This is a genomic window from Sphingobium sp. WTD-1 (assembly GCF_030128825.1).
In the GTDB taxonomy this organism is placed as follows: Bacteria; Pseudomonadota; Alphaproteobacteria; order Sphingomonadales; family Sphingomonadaceae; genus Sphingobium.
This window is the reverse complement of sequence record NZ_CP119127.1, coordinates 2,623,247-2,640,198: the sequence shown is the minus strand read 5'-3', so window position 1 is coordinate 2,640,198 and position 16,952 is coordinate 2,623,247. Positions and strand designations below refer to the sequence as shown.

The 16,952-nt window shown below is 66.1% G+C and carries 18 protein-coding genes; 11 read left to right on the top strand and 7 right to left on the bottom strand.

Annotated elements, in window-relative coordinates:
- Nucleotides 1-40: 40 nt before the first annotated feature.
- Complete coding sequence (locus tag N6H05_RS13160; RefSeq protein WP_284114230.1) at nt 41-1,156, bottom strand: glycosyltransferase family protein; 1,116 nt, start codon at nt 1,154-1,156, stop codon at nt 41-43.
- Nucleotides 1,157-1,247: 91 nt separating this feature from the next.
- On the opposite strand from N6H05_RS13160, the gene N6H05_RS13155 reads away from it, so the two are divergent.
- From N6H05_RS13155 to N6H05_RS13125, 7 genes are all read left to right on the top strand, one after another.
- Nucleotides 1,248-2,126, top strand: a complete 879-nt coding sequence (locus tag N6H05_RS13155; protein WP_284109925.1) for a lysophospholipid acyltransferase family protein — start codon at nt 1,248-1,250, stop codon at nt 2,124-2,126.
- A gap of 32 nt (nt 2,127-2,158) precedes the next feature.
- On the top strand, nt 2,159-2,803 hold the full coding sequence (locus N6H05_RS13150) for a phosphoribosylanthranilate isomerase (protein ID WP_284109924.1): 645 nt from the start codon (nt 2,159-2,161) through the stop codon (nt 2,801-2,803).
- A 96-nt stretch (nt 2,804-2,899) separates the two neighbouring features.
- Complete coding sequence (trpB, locus tag N6H05_RS13145; protein WP_284109923.1) at nt 2,900-4,141, top strand: tryptophan synthase subunit beta; 1,242 nt, start codon at nt 2,900-2,902, stop codon at nt 4,139-4,141.
- A 2-nt stretch (nt 4,142-4,143) separates the two neighbouring features.
- Entirely contained in the window at nt 4,144-4,962 is an 819-nt protein-coding gene (trpA, locus tag N6H05_RS13140; RefSeq protein ID WP_284109922.1) for a tryptophan synthase subunit alpha, read from the top strand.
- Nucleotides 4,959-5,807 carry an acetyl-CoA carboxylase, carboxyltransferase subunit beta gene (gene accD / locus N6H05_RS13135; RefSeq protein ID WP_004207658.1) on the top strand — a complete coding sequence of 283 codons (849 nt, stop codon included), beginning with the start codon at nt 4,959-4,961 and terminating at the stop codon, nt 5,805-5,807. Before trpA ends, accD begins: the two co-directional genes overlap by 4 nt.
- Before the next feature lie 33 nt (nt 5,808-5,840).
- Entirely contained in the window at nt 5,841-7,175 is a 1,335-nt protein-coding gene (locus N6H05_RS13130; protein ID WP_284109921.1) for a bifunctional folylpolyglutamate synthase/dihydrofolate synthase, read from the top strand.
- A 68-nt stretch (nt 7,176-7,243) separates the two neighbouring features.
- Nucleotides 7,244-7,684: a DUF6628 family protein gene (locus N6H05_RS13125; RefSeq protein ID WP_004207660.1), complete on the top strand. Its 441-nt coding sequence runs from the start codon at nt 7,244-7,246 to the stop codon at nt 7,682-7,684.
- On the opposite strand, the gene N6H05_RS13120 is transcribed toward N6H05_RS13125, so the two are convergent.
- The 3 genes from N6H05_RS13120 to N6H05_RS13110 form a co-directional block, all read right to left on the bottom strand.
- Nucleotides 7,681-8,436: a tetratricopeptide repeat protein gene (locus N6H05_RS13120; RefSeq protein ID WP_284109920.1), complete on the bottom strand. Its 756-nt coding sequence runs from the start codon at nt 8,434-8,436 to the stop codon at nt 7,681-7,683. The two genes, N6H05_RS13125 and N6H05_RS13120, sit on opposite strands and share 4 nt — an antisense overlap.
- 39 nt (nt 8,437-8,475) lie before the next feature.
- Nucleotides 8,476-9,768: an AmpG family muropeptide MFS transporter gene (locus N6H05_RS13115; protein ID WP_284109919.1), complete on the bottom strand. Its 1,293-nt coding sequence runs from the start codon at nt 9,766-9,768 to the stop codon at nt 8,476-8,478.
- A 141-nt stretch (nt 9,769-9,909) separates the two neighbouring features.
- Nucleotides 9,910-10,392, bottom strand: a complete 483-nt coding sequence (locus N6H05_RS13110; RefSeq protein ID WP_026109123.1) for a response regulator — start codon at nt 10,390-10,392, stop codon at nt 9,910-9,912.
- Between the two features lie 174 nt (nt 10,393-10,566).
- On the opposite strand from N6H05_RS13110, the gene N6H05_RS13105 reads away from it, so the two are divergent.
- Complete coding sequence (locus tag N6H05_RS13105) at nt 10,567-12,060, top strand: pseudouridine synthase (protein ID WP_284109918.1); 1,494 nt, start codon at nt 10,567-10,569, stop codon at nt 12,058-12,060.
- Entirely contained in the window at nt 12,057-12,611 is a 555-nt protein-coding gene (rsmD, locus tag N6H05_RS13100; RefSeq protein ID WP_284109917.1) for a 16S rRNA (guanine(966)-N(2))-methyltransferase RsmD, read from the top strand. Before N6H05_RS13105 ends, rsmD begins: the two co-directional genes overlap by 4 nt.
- A 15-nt stretch (nt 12,612-12,626) precedes the next feature.
- Here the strand turns inward: rsmD and N6H05_RS13095 are convergent, their stop codons facing one another.
- Nucleotides 12,627-13,073 carry a globin domain-containing protein gene (locus N6H05_RS13095; protein WP_125989278.1) on the bottom strand — a complete coding sequence of 149 codons (447 nt, stop codon included), beginning with the start codon at nt 13,071-13,073 and terminating at the stop codon, nt 12,627-12,629.
- A gap of 107 nt (nt 13,074-13,180) precedes the next feature.
- On the opposite strand from N6H05_RS13095, the gene N6H05_RS13090 reads away from it, so the two are divergent.
- Nucleotides 13,181-13,675 carry an Rrf2 family transcriptional regulator gene (locus N6H05_RS13090; RefSeq protein WP_284109916.1) on the top strand — a complete coding sequence of 165 codons (495 nt, stop codon included), beginning with the start codon at nt 13,181-13,183 and terminating at the stop codon, nt 13,673-13,675.
- Here N6H05_RS13090 and N6H05_RS13085 read toward each other — a convergent pair.
- Nucleotides 13,632-13,973 (bottom strand): hypothetical protein, encoded by a 342-nt coding sequence (locus N6H05_RS13085; protein WP_284109915.1) that lies wholly within the window; start codon nt 13,971-13,973, stop codon nt 13,632-13,634. The genes N6H05_RS13090 and N6H05_RS13085 overlap by 44 nt on opposite strands.
- A gap of 106 nt (nt 13,974-14,079) precedes the next feature.
- On the bottom strand, nt 14,080-14,475 hold the full coding sequence (locus N6H05_RS13080) for a GFA family protein (RefSeq protein WP_284114229.1): 396 nt from the start codon (nt 14,473-14,475) through the stop codon (nt 14,080-14,082).
- A 113-nt stretch (nt 14,476-14,588) separates the two neighbouring features.
- On the opposite strand from N6H05_RS13080, the gene N6H05_RS13075 reads away from it, so the two are divergent.
- Nucleotides 14,589-16,865, top strand: coding sequence for an ATP-dependent helicase (locus N6H05_RS13075; protein WP_284109914.1), 2,277 nt, complete (start codon nt 14,589-14,591; stop codon nt 16,863-16,865).
- Nucleotides 16,866-16,952: the final 87 nt, after the last annotated feature.

Genomic DNA, 16,952 nt, shown 5'->3' with positions numbered 1-16,952 from the left:
GCCCATTCCTTCCCGAGCCAGTCTCGGGGAGGAGGGGAAACTACCCCCGCCCCATCTCCACCACCCGGCCACGCACGACGCGATAGGTCCAGCCGCCCCAGCGGATGCGGTTGGAGAGTGACGCGTGGAGCTGCACCGCCAGATGCGCCCAGCAGACGGCAAAGGGCGCCACCATGTCCCACCAGAGCGAGCGCCGCGCCCGCGCCACCTGCGCTGGCTCCAGCACGGCCGCCAATATCTGCCGCCGCGCTGCCGCCCGGCCCCAGGCCGCGCCATAACCGATCATGATCGCGGGCCAGCCGCCCCAGCCCAGCGCCCACAGCCAGAGCCCCGATTGCAGCGCGACCGCGCCCGTCGCCACTGCCCACATGCGCGGGCTGTTGGTGAGGACATGGCGATATTGCCGCACGCCAAAGCCCCAGAGCGCACCAAGCGCCCCATCCAGCGGACTCGCCACCAGCAGGTCGCGCACCGGCCGCATCCGCAGCTTCGCGCGCCAGCCGGCCAGGCCGATCGCCATGTCGTCGGACAGGCGCCCGGCCAGCGCCGCGTCGATGTCGATCCGCTCGGCCGCCGCCCGCGTCATCGCCATCGCGCCGCCCCAGGGCATGGTGGAACTGGCCGCGCGCGGCAGCGTCGCCAGCTGCAGTTCGACCGCGCCGACCAGCGCCGGGATGCCCTGCCCGGCCGGCAGCAGCAGCCGATAGCCTGTCACGATATCCGCCTTGTCCCGCACCAGCGGAAAGAGCAGCCGCCCGGCCAGCCGCATCGGCGGCTCGATATCCGCGTCGATGAAGATCAGATAGCGATCCGCTTCGCGCAGCACCTTGAGCGCCGCCCGCAGCTTGTGGACCTTCTGCCCCTCGTCGCTGGCCACGCCGGCGCGCACGATCTGCACCCAATCCGGCTCAGCGGCAGCCAGCGCTTCCGCTGCCGCGCAGGCCCCGGAGGTCGCGAGCAGCAGCCGGAACGGCGCACTCTGCGCCCTCAGCCGGGTGACAAGTTCGCTGTCACCTTCCCAGTCGTCACGCACCGACAGGATCATGACCGCGCCATCGGGCGCCTCCTCCTGCCGGTCCGTCGGCAGATGGCGCCAATAATTGATCACGCCCAGCAGGCTGATCGCCTGCAACAGGAACCAGATCGCCAGGAAGATGCTCAAGATCGGGATGCCCCTTTACCCTTTATCGCGCCCGTGTATGACCGACGCCATGCCCAGTGCCAACCCATCCAAGTGTGCGATCTGAATGCTCTACAGCCCCTTCATGTATCGGCTGATGCACATCCTGCCGGTAAACACCGGTTCGGCGATCGGCGCATGGCTTGGCGGGATGGTCGGTCCGCGGCGCATGGCCGTCCGGTCCGAACGCGCCCGGCGCAACCTTGCCCTGTTGCGTCCTGACCTGTCGGAAGGTGATGTCGCCGCGCTGCTGCATGAGCGCTGGCGCAATGTCGGCCGCTTCGCCGCCGAACTGCCGTCGATGGGGCGACTGCTGGCGAATGGTCATTTCTCGATCGAGGATCATGACACCTATCGTGCCATCGTCGATGGTCCGGGCGCGATCATCTTCGTGTCGCTGCATATCGGCCATTGGGATGTGATTGCCGCTCATCTCAAAACCCAGATGGACCGGCCGTCGATCGGCGTGCAGCAACCGCCGGAAAATCCGCGCCATGCCAAAATGCTGGAAAAGGCGCGCGCCGCCTATGCCACCGACGCGCTGCCGCCTGGCGAAGGCGCTGCCCGCCGCATCCTGCGCCATCTGGCCAAGGAAGATCGCGCGCTCGCCTATATGCTGCTCGACGAACGGCGCGACCGGCAGGTGAGTTTTCCCACATTCGGCCGGCCACTGGGGCCACAGGGCAATGTCTCGATCGCGTTGCGCATGGCCAAGGCGTCGGGCGCACGGATCATGCCACTCTATCTCGTCCGCACCGGCGGCACCCATTTCACCCTGAAATGGCACCAACCCTTCGATCCCGCCGACATGGACCAGGCCGCGATCTTCGCCGCGCTCGACGATTTTCTGGGCGATGCCGCGCTTGCCCATCTCGACCAGTGGCTGGGATTGCAGGATATCGACCTGACCGAGCCGGGGCACACCCCTGCCCTCACCCGGATGTGACTTCCCTTCCCTTACGGTCTAAAGGCCCGCCCATGTCCCGAATCGCGATCAAGATCTGCGGCCTGTCGACGCCGGAGACGGTGGGCGCCGCCGTGCAGGCGGGGGCGAGCCATGTCGGCTTCGTCCATTTCCCCAAAAGCCCGCGCCATGTCGAGCCCGACCAATTGCGCGCGCTCGCCGCGGCCGTCCCGTCCCATGTCGATCGCGTCGCCGTTGTCGTCGATGCCGATGACGAACAGCTTGCCCGCCTGACCGGCACCGGTGCGCTCAGCGCCCTGCAGCTCCATGGCAAGGAAAGCCCGGAGCGCGTCGCCGCTATCCGCCAGCGTTTCGGCCTGCCGGTGTGGAAGGCGATTTCGGTCAAGACCCGCGCCGATATCGACGCTGCCCAGGCCTATGCCGGCATGGTCGACCGGCTGCTGTTCGACGCGAAGACGCCCGATGGCGCAGCACTGCCGGGGGGCATGGGCCTGCGCTTCGACTGGACCTTGCTGCGCGGCGTCGCCATGCCCGCGCCCTGGGGGCTTTCGGGTGGCCTTGGCATCGACAATGTGTGCGAAGCGATCCGCCTGACCGACACGCCGCTGATCGACGTTTCTTCGGGCGTCGAGGATGCACCGGGCATCAAGAGTGTGGACAAGATCATGGCCTTCTGCAAAGCGGTGTCGGCATGTTGACGCTGAACGCCCCTGCCATGCGCATCGAAGGACGATGGCGCTGATCGCTTCCTGACCACAAGCGAACGCCCATCATTTGTCCCCGGAAAGATATTCATGACCGACACCATTACCCTGCCCAACAGCCTTCGTAGCCAGCCGGACGATAACGGCCATTTCGGCGCCTTTGGCGGCCGCTATGTCGCCGAGACGCTGATGCCGCTGATCCTGGAACTGGAAAAGGTCTATAAGGCAGCCAAGGCCGATCCCGAATTTCACGCCGAATATGCCGAGCTGCTGCGCTCCTACGTCGGCCGTCCCAACCCGCTTTACTATGCCGAACGGCTGACCGAAGCGCTGCGCGCCAAGGCCGAACCCGGCAAGGGCGCCAAAATCTACCTCAAGCGCGAGGAACTCAACCACACCGGCGCGCACAAGATCAACAATTGCATCGGCCAGGCGCTGCTCGCCCGCCGCATGGGCAAGAAGAAGGTCATCGCCGAAACCGGCGCGGGCCAGCATGGCGTCGCCACCGCGACCGTCGCCGCCCTGTTCGGCATGGAATGCAAGATCTTCATGGGCGCCAAGGATGTCGAGCGGCAGAAGCCCAACGTCTTCCGCATGAAGCTGCTCGGCGCCGAGGTGATCCCGGTCCATTCCGGCTCCTCGACGCTCAAGGATTCGATGAACGACGCCCTGCGCTACTGGGTATCGAACGTCCATGACACTTTCTACATCATCGGCACCGCCGCCGGCCCGCACCCCTATCCGGAGTTGGTGCGCGATTTCCAGTCGATCATCGGCAAGGAAATCCGCTCGCAGATCATGGAAGCCGAAGGCCGCCTGCCCGACATGCTGATCGCCCCGGTCGGCGGGGGCTCCAACGCCATCGGCATGTTCCACCCCTTCCTCGACGATCCCGAAGTCGCGATGATCGGTGTGGAAGCCGCCGGCGAAGGCCTCGACAAGAAGCATGCCGCCTCGCTGGCTGGCGGCGCATCGGGCATATTGCACGGCAACCGCACCTATCTGCTCCAGGACGAGGACGGCCAGATCACCGAAGCGCACAGCATTTCGGCTGGCCTCGACTATCCCGGCATCGGCCCGGAACATAGCTGGCTGCACGAGATCGGCCGGGTGAAATATCTGCCGATCAAGGATGATGAGGCGCTGGAAAGCTTCCAGACCCTCTCCCGCCTCGAAGGGATCATCCCCGCGCTCGAATCCGCCCATGCCGTGGCCGCCGCCGAACAGGTCGCGCCGACGCTGGACGGGGACAAGATCATCGTCGTCAATCTGTCGGGCCGGGGGGACAAGGATATCTTCACCGTCGCCGACGCGCTGGGAGTGGAGATGTGAGCATGACCGACCGTCTCGCCACCCGCTTCGCCGCCTGCAAGGCACAGGGCCGCGCCGCCCTCATCACCTTCGTGACCGCCGGTGACCCGGACGTCGCCGCGACCCCCGCCATCCTCGATGCGCTGGTCGCAGGCGGCGCGGACATCATCGAACTCGGCATGCCCTTCACCGATCCGATGGCCGATGGCCCGGCGATCGAACTGGCGAACCTGCGCAGCCTCGGCTCGGGCACGAAGACGAGGGACGTCTTCGCCCTCGCCGCCGATTTCCGCGCGCGCCATCCCGAAACGCCGCTGATCCTGATGGGCTATGCCAATCCGATGCTGGCGCGCGGGTCCGACTGGTTTGCCGAGCAGTGCCAGGCCGCCGGCGTTGACGGCGTGATCTGTGTCGATATCCCGCCGGAGGAAGATGCCGAACTCGGCCCCGTCCTGCGCGCCGTCGGCGTCCACCTCGTCCGCCTCGCGACCCCGACCACGGACGCCGCCCGCCTGCCCGCCGTGCTGAAAGGTGCCAGCGGCTTCCTCTATCATGTCGCCGTCGCCGGCATTACCGGCAAGCAGCAGGCGGCACAGGCCAATATCGAAATGGCGGTCGATCGGCTGAAGGCCGCCACCGACCTGCCGATCGCGGTCGGTTTCGGCGTCCGCACGCCCGAACAGGCCGCCGCCATCGGCCGCGTCGCCGATGGCGTGGTGGTTGGCTCGGCGATCGTCGACATCGTCGGCTCGCACGGCGATGCCGCCGGCCCCTTCGTCCAGGAATTCGTCGCGTCGCTCAGCGGCGCCCTCACCACTTCTATCCGGGAGACCGCAGCATGAGCTGGATCAACCGCGTTCGTAACGCCCTGCCCTTCACCAAGAAGGAAACCACCGCCGAAACGCTCTGGCATCAGTGCCCGTCGTGCAAGGAAATGGTCTTCATCAAGGAATGGGAGGAAAATCTCTCGGTCTGCCCGCGCTGCGACCATCATGGCCGCATAGGCCCGTCGGAACGGTTCGAGCAGATCCTCGACGCCGGCTTCATCCTGCTGCCGACGCCCGGCGTGCCGGAAGATCCGCTCAAGTTCCGGGATAGCAAGCGCTATCCGGACCGGATCAAGGCCGCCCGCGCCTCGACCGGCGACCAGGATGCGCTCATCAACGCGCGCGGCGCGATCGACGATGTGCCGCTGGTCATGGGCGTGCAGAATTTCGCCTTCATGGGCGGTTCCATGGGCATGGGCGTGGGTGCGGCCTTCATCCAGGGAATCAATGATGCGATCGCGCATAAATGCCCCTATGTCATCTTCACCGCCGCCGGCGGCGCGCGCATGCAGGAAGGCATCCTGTCGCTGATGCAGATGCCGCGCTCCACCGTGGCGATTCAGAAGCTGCACGCGGCCGGCCTGCCCTATATCGTCGTGCTGACCGATCCGACCACCGGCGGCGTCACCGCCAGCTATGCGATGCTGGGCGATATCCAGATTTCGGAGCCCAATGCCCTGATCGGCTTCGCCGGCCAGCGCGTCATCGAAAGCACGATCCGTGAAAAGCTGCCCGAAGGCTTCCAGCGCGCCGAATATCTGCTCGACCATGGCATGCTCGACATGGTGGTCCATCGCAGCGAACTGCGCGACACGCTGGCTCGCGTGATCGGCTATCTGACGCCGCGCGCCGCCGCCTGAGCCCGCACAGCGCGATAGGGGGATCAGCGCGCCATGGCCGACCATGCCGTTTCGGACGACCCGCAGGTCCAGGCCCAGCTTGACCGGCTCTGGTCGCTGTCCCCCGGCGCCGACATATTGGGACTGGAACGGATCACCCAGTTGCTGGCGCGGCTGGATGATCCCCACCTTCGCCTGCCGCCGGTCTTCCATGTCGCCGGCACCAACGGCAAGGGGTCGACCTGCGCCTTCCTGCGCGCCGCGCTGGAGGCGGACGGCAAGACCGTCCATGTCTTCACCTCGCCCCATCTGGTGCGCTTCAACGAGCGCATCCGCATCGCCGGCAAGCTGATCGACGATGCCATGCTCGCTGCCTATCTCGCCCGCGTGCTCGATGTGGCCGAAGGGATCGGCGCCAGCTTCTTCGAGGTGACGACCGCCGCCGCCTTCCTCGCCTTTGCCGAACATGATGCCGATGCCTGCATCATCGAGGTCGGCCTTGGCGGGCGGCTCGACGCCACCAACGTCATCGTCGATCCGGTCGTCTGCGGCATCGCCCAGCTCGGCATCGATCATCAGGCCTTCCTGGGTGACACGCTGCCGGTCATCGCCGCGGAAAAGGCCGGCATCGCCAAGTCCGGCGCGCCGCTGGTGACGCAGCGTTATGACGCCGCCCTCGCCCCGGTGATGCAGGATGCCGCGGATCGCGCCGGAACCCAATGGCTCACCATGGGCACCGCCTGGGACGCCGCCGTCTATCGCGACCGGGTCCATTATCGTGACGAACAGGGCCATGTCGACGTGCCGATGCCGCGCCTGCCCGGCGCGCATCAGGTCCAGAATGTCGCCCTCGCCATCGCCATGCTGCGCCATCAACAGGCCGTGCCGGTCAGCGAGGCGGCCCTGAAGGCCGCGCCGCTCTGGGCGCACTGGCCTGCCCGGCTGCAACGGCTGGAGCACGGCCCGCTGCTCGCCGCCCTGCCCGAAGCGGCGGAAGCTTGGCTTGACGGTGGCCATAATGAAGCCGCCGGCCAGGCGATCAGCGCCTTCTTCACCGCGGACCGGCTGCACAGCCGCCAGATCCAGCTCGTCATCGGCATGCTCGCGAACAAGGATATGGACGCCTATCTCGCGCCGTTCGGCGGCCGCATCGCTCATATCCATGCGCTGCCGGTGCCGGGACATGACCATCACCCGCCCGAACGCTTCGCCGCCGTCGCCGCCCGCTGGGGCATAGGCTGCACCGCCCATGACGACCCGCAGGCGGCGATCGCCGCCATCGCGCAGGATGCCGCGCAGGCCCAGGATGGGGCACCGATCATCCTGATCGCCGGCTCGCTCTATATGGCCGGAGAGATTTTGCGGTTGAACGGACAATTGCCCGACTGATTTAGACTTGCGAATGCCTCGCAATAGCGTAGCTTGTGTGTCCCCGAGTCACACAAAGGCGCACCCGCATGGCATATGGAGAAAGCTACCCCGTCGAACTGCCCCGGCCCATTCCGGGCGGCTATGGCAATCGGCTGTTCCTGTTCGTCATGCGCCGCATGGCGACGGCCGGGGTCAATGATGCCCATGCCGCCAATGCGATGCTGGGCGCCTTCGGCAAAAGCTATCGCCGGCCCCTGGTACTGATGCGCGCGATGATGCTGGAACTGGCGCGCGCCGCCAGCCGCAAGATATTGGTCGCGCCCTGTTGCTGCGCGCGGATGACGGCGGACGAGGCGGCGATCATGCAGGCGGTGGGCGATGCGCTGCGCGATCCGCATACCGCCTTCGACAATGTCTCGGGGCTGCTGGGCAATGACGATGCGCTGGGCGCGCTCACCTGCCTGCAGGCGGTGGCGCAGGCGCATAGCGACCTTGGCCGGCCGCTGGACCTTTACGCGGCAAATTAAGCCGCCGCCTTGCGCAACTCCGCCAACTGCTCGCCGGCCCAGCGATACATATCGGCCTGGGCGGCGCGCTGGGTGCGGTCGAGCCGCCTGGCCCGCTGCTCGACCTCCTCCAATATCTGCCGCGCGCGCAGCCGGTCACCCTGCTCCAGCAGGAAGGCGGCATAATGGCAGCGCGCCTCCTCGCCGGCATAGCGGCTCATCACATCCTCGAACAGCAGGCGCGCCTGCGCATCCTCCCCGATATCGGACAGCATCCGCGCCCGCAGCAGCGCGCGCCGATCCCATTCGCTGCCCCGGCCGACATCGGGCACATCGTCCAGCTGCGCCAGCCCCTCGCGGCTGCGCCCCAGTTCGAACAGGGTCTGCGCCAGCTTGACCTGCGTCGTCGCATCCTGCCCCGGTCCCAGCGCCAGCCCCTTGCGATAGGCCGCCTCCGCCTCGGCAAAGCGGCCCAGATCCCGCAGCGCATCGCCCAGCGCGATCCGGTTGGCGGCGGTCTCCGCCAGGTCCAGATCAGCCCGTGCCTTGCGCAGGCCGCGTTCGGGATCGACCTTGCCGACCACCTGGCTGCGCGCGGTGCGCAGATGGCGATTGCCCCAATAGGCCGGCAGCACCTCCAGCATCAGATAGGCAAAGCAGCCTGCCAGCGAGAAGAGGAAGATGAACAGCATCCAAATCTGGTTGCGGCCGCTGCGCACGACATCGACCGCACAGATGATCTGGATACAGATGGACGCGACGAGGAAGATCATGCGATGCAAAAGTCCTGATTGTTCGACCTATTCGTCACCTCAGTCGTCCGTCGTGCTGGGCTGACGAACGCTGTCCACGACAAAGCCCTTATGCCAGATCAGCCAGAGCAACAGCATGCCGGGCAATGCCGCGACGACCGTCGTCAGCCAGAATCCGACCCATCCCACATTCTCAGCGATGATCCCTGCCGGCGCAGCCAGCCAAGTGCGACCTACAGCAGCGAACGATGACAATAATGCGAATTGGGTTGCGGTGTAGGCAAGGCTGGAAAGGCCGGACAGATAGGTGACGAACACCGTCAAACCGATACCGCTCGTCACCTGCTCTGTCGCCACCGCTATGGTCAGCCACAAATTCGAATGACCGTGCATCGCAACGATGACGAACGTCAAATTGCTGAGCATCATCATCAACCCCGATATGAACAGGGCGCGCCCCATGCCGAGCCATGCGATGAAAGGCGCAGCCAAGGCCGTGCCGACGATCAGGCCCCAGAAACCGACGACCTTGTTGATCGCGATAAACTCAGCATCGGTGAACCCAAGATCGACGATCATCGGGTTGAGCATGCCCTGCCCCATCGCATCGCCTATTTTATAGAGCAGCACGAACAGCAGGATCAGGACCGATCCCTTGCGCCCTAAAAACTCGATGAAGGGATTGAGCACCGTTTCCTTTAGCCATGCGCCAAATCGCTTCCCGGCCATTTCCCCATGGCGATCAACATAAGTGCCCGGCCCCGCCCAGAGCGCGCCCAGCGCGCCGGGCAGCACCAGCAAGGCGGTCAGGCCATATGCAAGCGGCCAGCCAAGGCCGAGTCCTGTTTGCGGTGAATAGAGGAAGATCGTCCCGACCCCGGAGAAGAAGGCGCCAAGCCGATAGCCGAACTGGTTGGTCGCCGTGCCATAAGGCATCTCTTCATCGCTCAATATCTCGATACGATAGGCATCGATCACGATATCCTGTGTCGCGCCCAGGAAGGAAACCAGGATCGCGCAAAAGGCGAAATAGCCAAGATGATTGGCAGGATCGCTGGCCCCCAGCATCCAGATTGCGCCGAACAGCAGCAACTGAATGAAAAACAGCCAGGCCCGCCGCTGACCGAAAAGCCGCGTGAGGATCGGAAGCGGGAGCTTATCGACCAACGGCGCCCAGAGCCATTTGAGCGTATAGGGTGTCGTCAGGCCGATAGCGAAACCGATCGTAGACTTCTGGATACCCACTTTGGATAGCCAATAGCCCATCGTGCCAAGCAGCAGCATAAGCGGAAACCCGCTCGATATGCCGATCAACAAGGCCACGAACGGCATTTTCCCAAAATAGGGACGCATGACATCCCGCCAGTTCCGTTTACCCTCGGCGATATCTGTCACACATATTCCCCGCGCCCGTTCATTACGGGCGCCACCATATGAGCAAATGCAGCAGAGGCAAGCGGCACGGCCGCTTGCCTGCCCCGGATCAGCCCGGCGTCAGGCGATCTCGGCGAACAGCTTCATGCCACGCGGCTTGCGTGGTGGCGCGCGACCGGCCAGCACCGCATCCACCACCGCGATCGCCGCCAGCAGGTCGCGCGGGGCGAAGGGCTTGGCGAGACAGCCGACCGCCAGCGATCGCGCATCGGCGGGACATGCACCGGTGACGAACAGCACCGGCAATTGGCGCGCATGGGCATGGCGCGCGACCTCTATGCCGCAACGCCCACCGCGCAGATTGATGTCGGTGACGACCAGATCGACCGATCCGGCATCGATTACGCGGGCAGCATGGGTATGGCTGTCGACGGTGGCAGCGATGCGATAGCCTGCCTGGGACAGGATATGCTCATGGTCGAAGGCAACGAGCGGTTCATCCTCCACCACCAGCACGCTGCGGATGGCGTTGCGCGGCGCACCTGCCCCGTCTCTCGCCCCGTCCCTGGCGGTGTCGTCCCCTCTGATTCGCCCGAAAAACATTTGCTGTCCTGCCCCGTTTCCGCCATGCAACCGACCAACGCCGCGCCCCGGCGCCGGGTTGCGCCCGGCCGGGGCTTTGCCGTTCACATGGACGGCGCTATGGCACCGTTCATCATATTGCACATGCCGCCCTGATATGGGGATGGCCACCCGTCACGAAAAGGAATGCATCAAGTGGAACCGCCAAAAAAATCTGGTCCGCCGCGCCGGTCAGGTCCGGGCGGTCCCAAGCGTCCCTCCGGCCCCGGATCGCGTGGCGGCGCCGACCGCGGCACGGGCCGATCCGACGGTCGCAACGAAGGTCGTTTTGACAGCCGGAGCGAAGGCCGGTTGGACCGCTCCGCCCGGCGTGGCGAGCGCCCCGCGCGCGGTCCGCGTCTCGATCGCAATGGCCCCGGCGAGGCCCGTGGCAATCGCTTTGGCGAAGGCCGCAGCGAACGTGGCGAAGGTCGCGGCGCCCGCCCTGATCGCAGCGCTTCGGGTGAAGGCCGGGGCGGTCGTTTTGCCGGAAATCGCGAAGAAGGCCGTGGCGACCGCCCGGCCCGTGGCGCGCGTCCCGATCGCAACGCCGCCGGCGAAGGCCGTGGCCGCTTCGGCGAAGCGCGCGGTGAACGCAGCGAACGCCCGGCCCGTGGCCGCCCCGAGCGCGCCGCCCAGCCGGATCGCGCCGAACGCCCCGCCCGCAGCGGTCGCCCGGCCGAAGGCAAGCGCCCCGAGCGCGCCACTGGAGATCGTCCCGCCCGCGCGCCCTTTGGCGAGCGCGCCGCCCGCCCCGCTTTCGGTGACCGCCCGGCTCGCCCGCGCCCCGAAGGCCGCACTGAAGGTCGTATGGGCGGCACATCCTATCCGCCGCGCCGCCCCGGCAGCAAGAAGCCGGCTGCCCCCCATGTCGCCAACCCGCACCCGGCCCGTGCCGCCGCGGAAACCAGCGGCAAGGGCGAACCCCAGCGCATCGCCAAGCTGCTCGCCCGCGCCGGCATCGCCTCGCGCCGCGAGATCGAGCGGATGATCGAGGAAGGCCGTATCGCCAGGGACGGCGTCACGATCGACACCCCCGCGACGCTGCTGACCTCGCTCCATGGCGTGACCGTCGACGGCGATCCGGTCGCCGCGCCCGCCCCCGCACGCCTGTTCCTGTTCCACAAGCCGACCGGCTTCCTCACCACCGAGCGCGATCCCGCCGGTCGCCCGACCATCTACGACATCCTGCCCGACGACCTGCCGCGGCTGATGCCGATCGGCCGGCTCGACATGAATACCGAGGGGCTGTTGCTGCTCACCACCGACGGCGAGTTCAAGCGCGAGATGGAATTGCCCTCGACCGGCGTGCCGCGCACCTATCGCGCCCGCGCCTTTGGCGAGGTCAGCCAACAGCAGTTGGAGGATCTGTTCGACGGCATCGAGATTGACGGCATCCAATATGGTCCGATCGAGGCCAATCTGGAACGACGCACCGGCCGCAACCAGTGGATCGAAATGACCCTGACCGAGGGCAAGAACCGCGAAGTGCGCCGCGTGCTCGAACATTTCGAGCTCAAGGTCAATCGCCTGATCCGCACCAGCTACGGCCCGTTCGAGCTGGGTGAACTGGCCGGCGGCGCGGTCGAGGAAGTGCGCCAGCATGACCTGGTCGCCTTCCGCAGCAGCCTGAAGAAAGCACAGAAATGAGGATCATCTCGGGTCAATGGCGCGGCCGTCCGCTGGTCGCGCCCAAGGGCGACGCCACCCGTCCCACCGGCGACCGCACCCGCGAAACGCTCTTTTCGATGCTGGCGAGCCGCTTGGGATCGTTCGAGGGGCTGGCCGTGGGCGATTTCTTCGCCGGCTCGGGCGCGCTGGGCTTTGAAGCCCTGTCGCGCGGCGCCGGCTCTTGCCTGTTCGTCGAGCAGGACAAGGCGGCGATCGACGCGATCCGCGCCAATGGCGACAAGCTCGGCCTGCGCCCCGACATCCGCCAGACCAGCGTGCTCTCGCTCGGCCCGACGAAGACGCCGCTCGACCTCATCTTCATGGACCCGCCCTATGACACCGGCGCGGGCCAGGTCGCACTCGACAAGCTGGCGCGCCTGGGCTGGACCAGCCCGGCCACCTGGATCAGCATCGAAACCGACCGGCGCGAGGACGTCGCGGTCAAGGGCTTCACCGTCGACGCCGTGCGCGACGTCGGCAAGGCGCGCCTCACCCTGCTCCGCGCAGAGGACAACGCGCCCGCCGCGTAACGATCAGGCGGAATATCAGGCGGCCTCCGCGTAGGCCGCCTGTTCCTTGCCGATCAGGATATTGGCCAGGAAAGTATAAGCTTCCGCCCAGGCGGCCAGCACTTCATCGGTCGCCACTTCTTCGCCCAGCACCTCGCGGATCGCCGGCAACAGCGCGGCCGCCACCTTGGGATAATGGTCCGGCTGCACGCCCGTATCGACATGGCGCTGCACCATGCGCGCGATCGCGCCGTCCAGCGCCTGCAACTTGTCGACATTCTCCGCAAAGCCCAGGATCGCCGCCGCCAGCCGGCGCGGCTGCTCGCCGCTGGCCTGCGCCGCTTGATCGAACATGTCCTTGATCGACGCGTCCTCGAACAGCCGTGCATACATGCGGGTGGTGATCTCGACGCCATGACGGCGCAGCGCCGGGCCGGTCGCTTTCACGATGGCGATGGTTTCAGGGGACAGATTTTCGCGCATGACAGGCTCCTTATCGGGGACTCGATAAGGTTCATTTAATATGCATCTTTTAAGATGTAAATTGAATATATGTTTATGACGTTCTGCCCGCAGGATAGGAGGGCGCGATGCAATTGACCCGCCACACCGATTATGCGCTGCGCGTGCTGATCCACCTCGCCGCCGTGCCTGGCGGACGGGCGACGATCCCGGAAATTGCCGACGCCTATGGCCTGTCGCGCAATCATCTGATGAAGGTGGTGCATGGCCTGGGCCAGGGTGGCTTCATCCGCACCCAGCGCGGTCGCGGCGGCGGCTTTACCCTCGCCGCCGATCCTGTCGATATCCGCATCGGCGCGGTCGTGCGCCATAGCGAGCCGGACATGGCAATGGCCGATTGCGCGTCCTGCGCGATCCGCCCGGCCTGCGGCCTGTCGGGCATATTGGCCCAAGCGGTCGGTGCTTTCCTGACGGTGCTGGACGGCTATAGCCTGGCCGACGCGGCGCGCGACCGAACGGGTCTCGCAGCGCTCATCGCCGCCCTGCCCAGCCCTGCCGCCGCCGATTCCAATCCGGATCTCAGCCCGGCCTGCGCATCCTCTTCTTCGCCTCGCCCGGATTGACGCAACCGTCCTGCACGCCCTTGCCGCACACCGGATAGACCTTTGCCTCGGTCGGCGGCGGCGTCATGTTGCCGCCCACCGTCACAGGATTGGCCGCCGTGCCCACCGGCGCGGCCGGATCGCGCGGCACGTCCGCAGGCGCCGGCACCATGCCCGTCTCGGCCGGCACCGCGCCAGTAGGCTGGGCGGCATTGGGATCCTGCTTCTGGGCCGGCGGTGACATCGCCTGCGCCCCGGCCTGACCGGGCAGCGCCGCCATCGACAGGGCGGCAAAGCCGGCGATCATGATGATCTTCATCGGGTTGATCCTTCTTCTCCTTGCCCCGAGCAAGGGAGAAACCGGTCGCCCCGCGTCCCTGTTCCGCGTCAGCGACGAACCGTGCCGCCGCTGACGTCGGTCGCACTCAGTCCGACGGGTATCGATCGAACCGGGGCAGGTCATGCGCCGCCGCCATCCAGGGCGCCGCCTCGGTATATTGGACATGCACCGCCGGCGGAAAGACCGTCTGATCGTCCAGCGTTGCACTCTGAATGTCGATCATGCCCGGAAACACCGTCGGGTTGGTGTAGAACAGCCCGGTGCCGCAGGTGCCGCAGAAATGACGGGTCGCATTGTCCGACGACTGATAGGTGATCGGATCGCCCTCTATCGTCACCTTGTCATGCGGGAACAGCGCCCAGCCGACCATCGGCGCGCCCGCGCTCATCCGGCAATCGCTGCAATGGCAGAGCGCGCTGTAAACCGGCTCTCCCTCCGCCGCATAATGGATCGCCCCGCACTGGCACCGCCCCGTCACCATCATCTTGCTCCATTCGCATCTTGCGTGATTCTCTTTTTGTTCTCATAGATTGCGTCCCGCTGCAAGGCCATCCGCCCTTGCCCCCGCAACCGCCCATCCCTAGTTGATCGCCCATGACCGTGCCTGCCCCCTCTCCGAACGACCCGCCCTATCTGAAGGGCCTCAACGAACCGCAGCGTCAGGCTGTGCTGACCACAGAGGGGCCGGTACTGGTGCTGGCCGGCGCGGGCACGGGAAAGACCGCGGCGCTCACCGCCCGCCTCGCCCATCTGGTCGCGACCCAGCGCGCCTGGCCCTCGGAAATCCTGGCCGTGACCTTCACCAACAAGGCGGCACGGGAAATGCGCGAGCGCGTCGGCCGGATGATCGGCCCGGCGGTCGAGGGCATGCCCTGGCTCGGCACCTTCCACGCGATCGCCGCCAAAATGCTGCGCCGCCATGCCGAACTGGTGGGCCTCCAGTCCAATTTCACCATCCTCGACACCGATGACCAGTTGCGCCTGATGAAGCAGCTGATCCAGGCGGAGGGGATTGACGAGAAGCGCTGGCCCGCGCGCCAGCTTGCCGGCCTGATCGACCAGTGGAAGAACAAGGGCCTCGCCCCGGAGGAGGTCGGCGCCGGCGAGGCGGAGGGCTATGCCCATGGCAAGGGGCAGAAGCTCTATGCCGCCTATCAGGCTCGCCTGCGTGAAGTGAATGCCTGTGATTTCGGTGACTTGCTGCTACACTCTCTCACCATCTTGAAGCGTCACCGCGACGTTCTGGAGCAATATCAGCAGCGCTTCAAATATATCATGGTGGACGAATATCAGGACACCAATAGCAGCCAGTATCTCTGGCTCCGCCTGCTCGCCCAGACCCGAAAGAATATCTGCTGCGTCGGCGACGACGACCAGTCCATCTATTCATGGCGTGGGGCAGAAGTCGCCAATATCCTTCGGTTCGAAAAGGATTTTCCTGGCGCAATCATCGTCCGCCTGGAACAGAATTACCGCTCCACCCCGCATATCCTGGGCGCCGCATCCGGGGTGATCGCCGAAAATGGCAATCGCCTGGGCAAGACGCTGTGGACCGACATCGACGTTGGCGAAAAGGTGCGCGTGCTCGGCGTGTGGGACGGGCCGGAGGAAGCCCGCCGCGTCGGCGACGAGATCGAGGCGATCGCCCGCGCCGGCTGCTCGCTGGACGAGGTGGCGATCCTCGTCCGCGCCCAGCACCAGACCCGCGAATTCGAAGACCGTTTCATCCAGATCGGCCTGCCCTATCGCATCGTCGGCGGCTTCCGCTTCTATGAGCGCGCCGAAATCCGCGACGCACTCGCCTATCTCCGCCTCGTCAACCAGCCGGCCGACGACCTGGCCTTCGAGCGGATCGTCAACGTCCCCAAGCGCGGTTTGGGCGACAAGGCGGTCGAGAAGCTGCACCGGCTGGCGCGCGCGGAGGGCATTCCCCTCGCCCTTGCTGCTGCACGCATCCTCGACACCGACGAACTGACGCCGCAGGCGCGCCGTTCGCTCGGCGCCTTCATCGGTGACCTCGCCCGCTGGCGCGATCGCGCCGCGCAACTGCCCCATGCCGAACTGGCGCGCCAGATACTGGACGAGAGCGGCTATACCGCCACGCTCCAGGCCGAACGCACCACCGAAAGCGCCGGCCGGCTCGAAAACCTGAGCGAACTCACCCGCGCGATGGAGGAATATGAGACGCTGGGCGCCTTCCTCGAACATGTCAGCCTGGTCATGGACAATGAAGCGCAGCAGGATGAGCAGAAGCTCACCATCATGACCATCCACGCCGCCAAGGGCCTGGAGTTCGACAATGTCTTCCTCGCCGGCTGGGAGGAAGGCATCTTCCCCTCGCAGCGGGCTCTCGACGAAGGCGGGCTCAACAGCCTGGAGGAGGAACGGCGCCTCGCCTATGTGGCGATCACCCGCGCGCGCAAGCGCTGCACCATCCTTCATGCCGCCAATCGCCGCATCTATGGCCAGTGGACCAGTAGCATCCCCTCCCGCTTCGTCGGCGAATTGCCGCCCGAACATGTGGATGAGGAAAGCAGCATGTCCGGCGGCGCCTCGCTCTGGCGCGCCAATTGGTCGGAACGGGACGATCCCTTCGCCAATGTCGCGCGCGGCTCGTCGCGGGGGCCGGGCTGGCAACGCGCCCAGACCAGCGGTCAGTTCAGCCGCGAGCCGGTGCGAATCGTCGAAGCCCGCACCTCCGCCGTATCGCTCGGCAACAAGGGCCGCGACGATGTGTCTGTCGGCCAGCGCGTCTTCCACCAGAAATTCGGCTATGGCACGATCGCCGCGATCGAGGGCAACAAGCTGGAAATCGACTTCGAAACCGCCGGCCGCAAGCGGGTGATGGACAGCTTCGTCACGCTGGCCTGAACGGCGCCCGCCCTGTCCTCATTCGCAAAAGCAGGAATGACCAAAGAGGGGTGGTTATGCGACGGTCCGGTTTTCGCAATTTTTCGT

Bases quoted from the DNA above. Each gene is read 5' to 3' on its own strand.
- N6H05_RS13155 (WP_284109925.1), top strand. From the start codon at position 1,248: ATGCTCTACAGCCCCTTCATGTATCGGCTGATGCACATCCTGCCGGTA.
- N6H05_RS13150 (WP_284109924.1), top strand. From the start codon at position 2,159: ATGTCCCGAATCGCGATCAAGATCTGCGGCCTGTCGACGCCGGAGACG.
- trpB (WP_284109923.1), top strand. From the start codon at position 2,900: ATGACCGACACCATTACCCTGCCCAACAGCCTTCGTAGCCAGCCGGAC.
- trpA (WP_284109922.1), top strand. From the start codon at position 4,144: ATGACCGACCGTCTCGCCACCCGCTTCGCCGCCTGCAAGGCACAGGGC.
- accD (WP_004207658.1), top strand. From the start codon at position 4,959: ATGAGCTGGATCAACCGCGTTCGTAACGCCCTGCCCTTCACCAAGAAG.
- N6H05_RS13130 (WP_284109921.1), top strand. From the start codon at position 5,841: ATGGCCGACCATGCCGTTTCGGACGACCCGCAGGTCCAGGCCCAGCTT.
- N6H05_RS13125 (WP_004207660.1), top strand. From the start codon at position 7,244: ATGGCATATGGAGAAAGCTACCCCGTCGAACTGCCCCGGCCCATTCCG.
- N6H05_RS13120 (WP_284109920.1), bottom strand. From the start codon at position 8,436: ATGATCTTCCTCGTCGCGTCCATCTGTATCCAGATCATCTGTGCGGTC.
- N6H05_RS13115 (WP_284109919.1), bottom strand. From the start codon at position 9,768: ATGCGTCCCTATTTTGGGAAAATGCCGTTCGTGGCCTTGTTGATCGGC.
- N6H05_RS13110 (WP_026109123.1), bottom strand. From the start codon at position 10,392: ATGTTTTTCGGGCGAATCAGAGGGGACGACACCGCCAGGGACGGGGCG.
- rsmD (WP_284109917.1), top strand. From the start codon at position 12,057: ATGAGGATCATCTCGGGTCAATGGCGCGGCCGTCCGCTGGTCGCGCCC.
- N6H05_RS13095 (WP_125989278.1), bottom strand. From the start codon at position 13,073: ATGCGCGAAAATCTGTCCCCTGAAACCATCGCCATCGTGAAAGCGACC.
- N6H05_RS13090 (WP_284109916.1), top strand. From the start codon at position 13,181: ATGCAATTGACCCGCCACACCGATTATGCGCTGCGCGTGCTGATCCAC.
- N6H05_RS13085 (WP_284109915.1), bottom strand. From the start codon at position 13,973: ATGAAGATCATCATGATCGCCGGCTTTGCCGCCCTGTCGATGGCGGCG.
- N6H05_RS13080 (WP_284114229.1), bottom strand. From the start codon at position 14,475: ATGGTGACGGGGCGGTGCCAGTGCGGGGCGATCCATTATGCGGCGGAG.
- N6H05_RS13075 (WP_284109914.1), top strand. From the start codon at position 14,589: ATGACCGTGCCTGCCCCCTCTCCGAACGACCCGCCCTATCTGAAGGGC.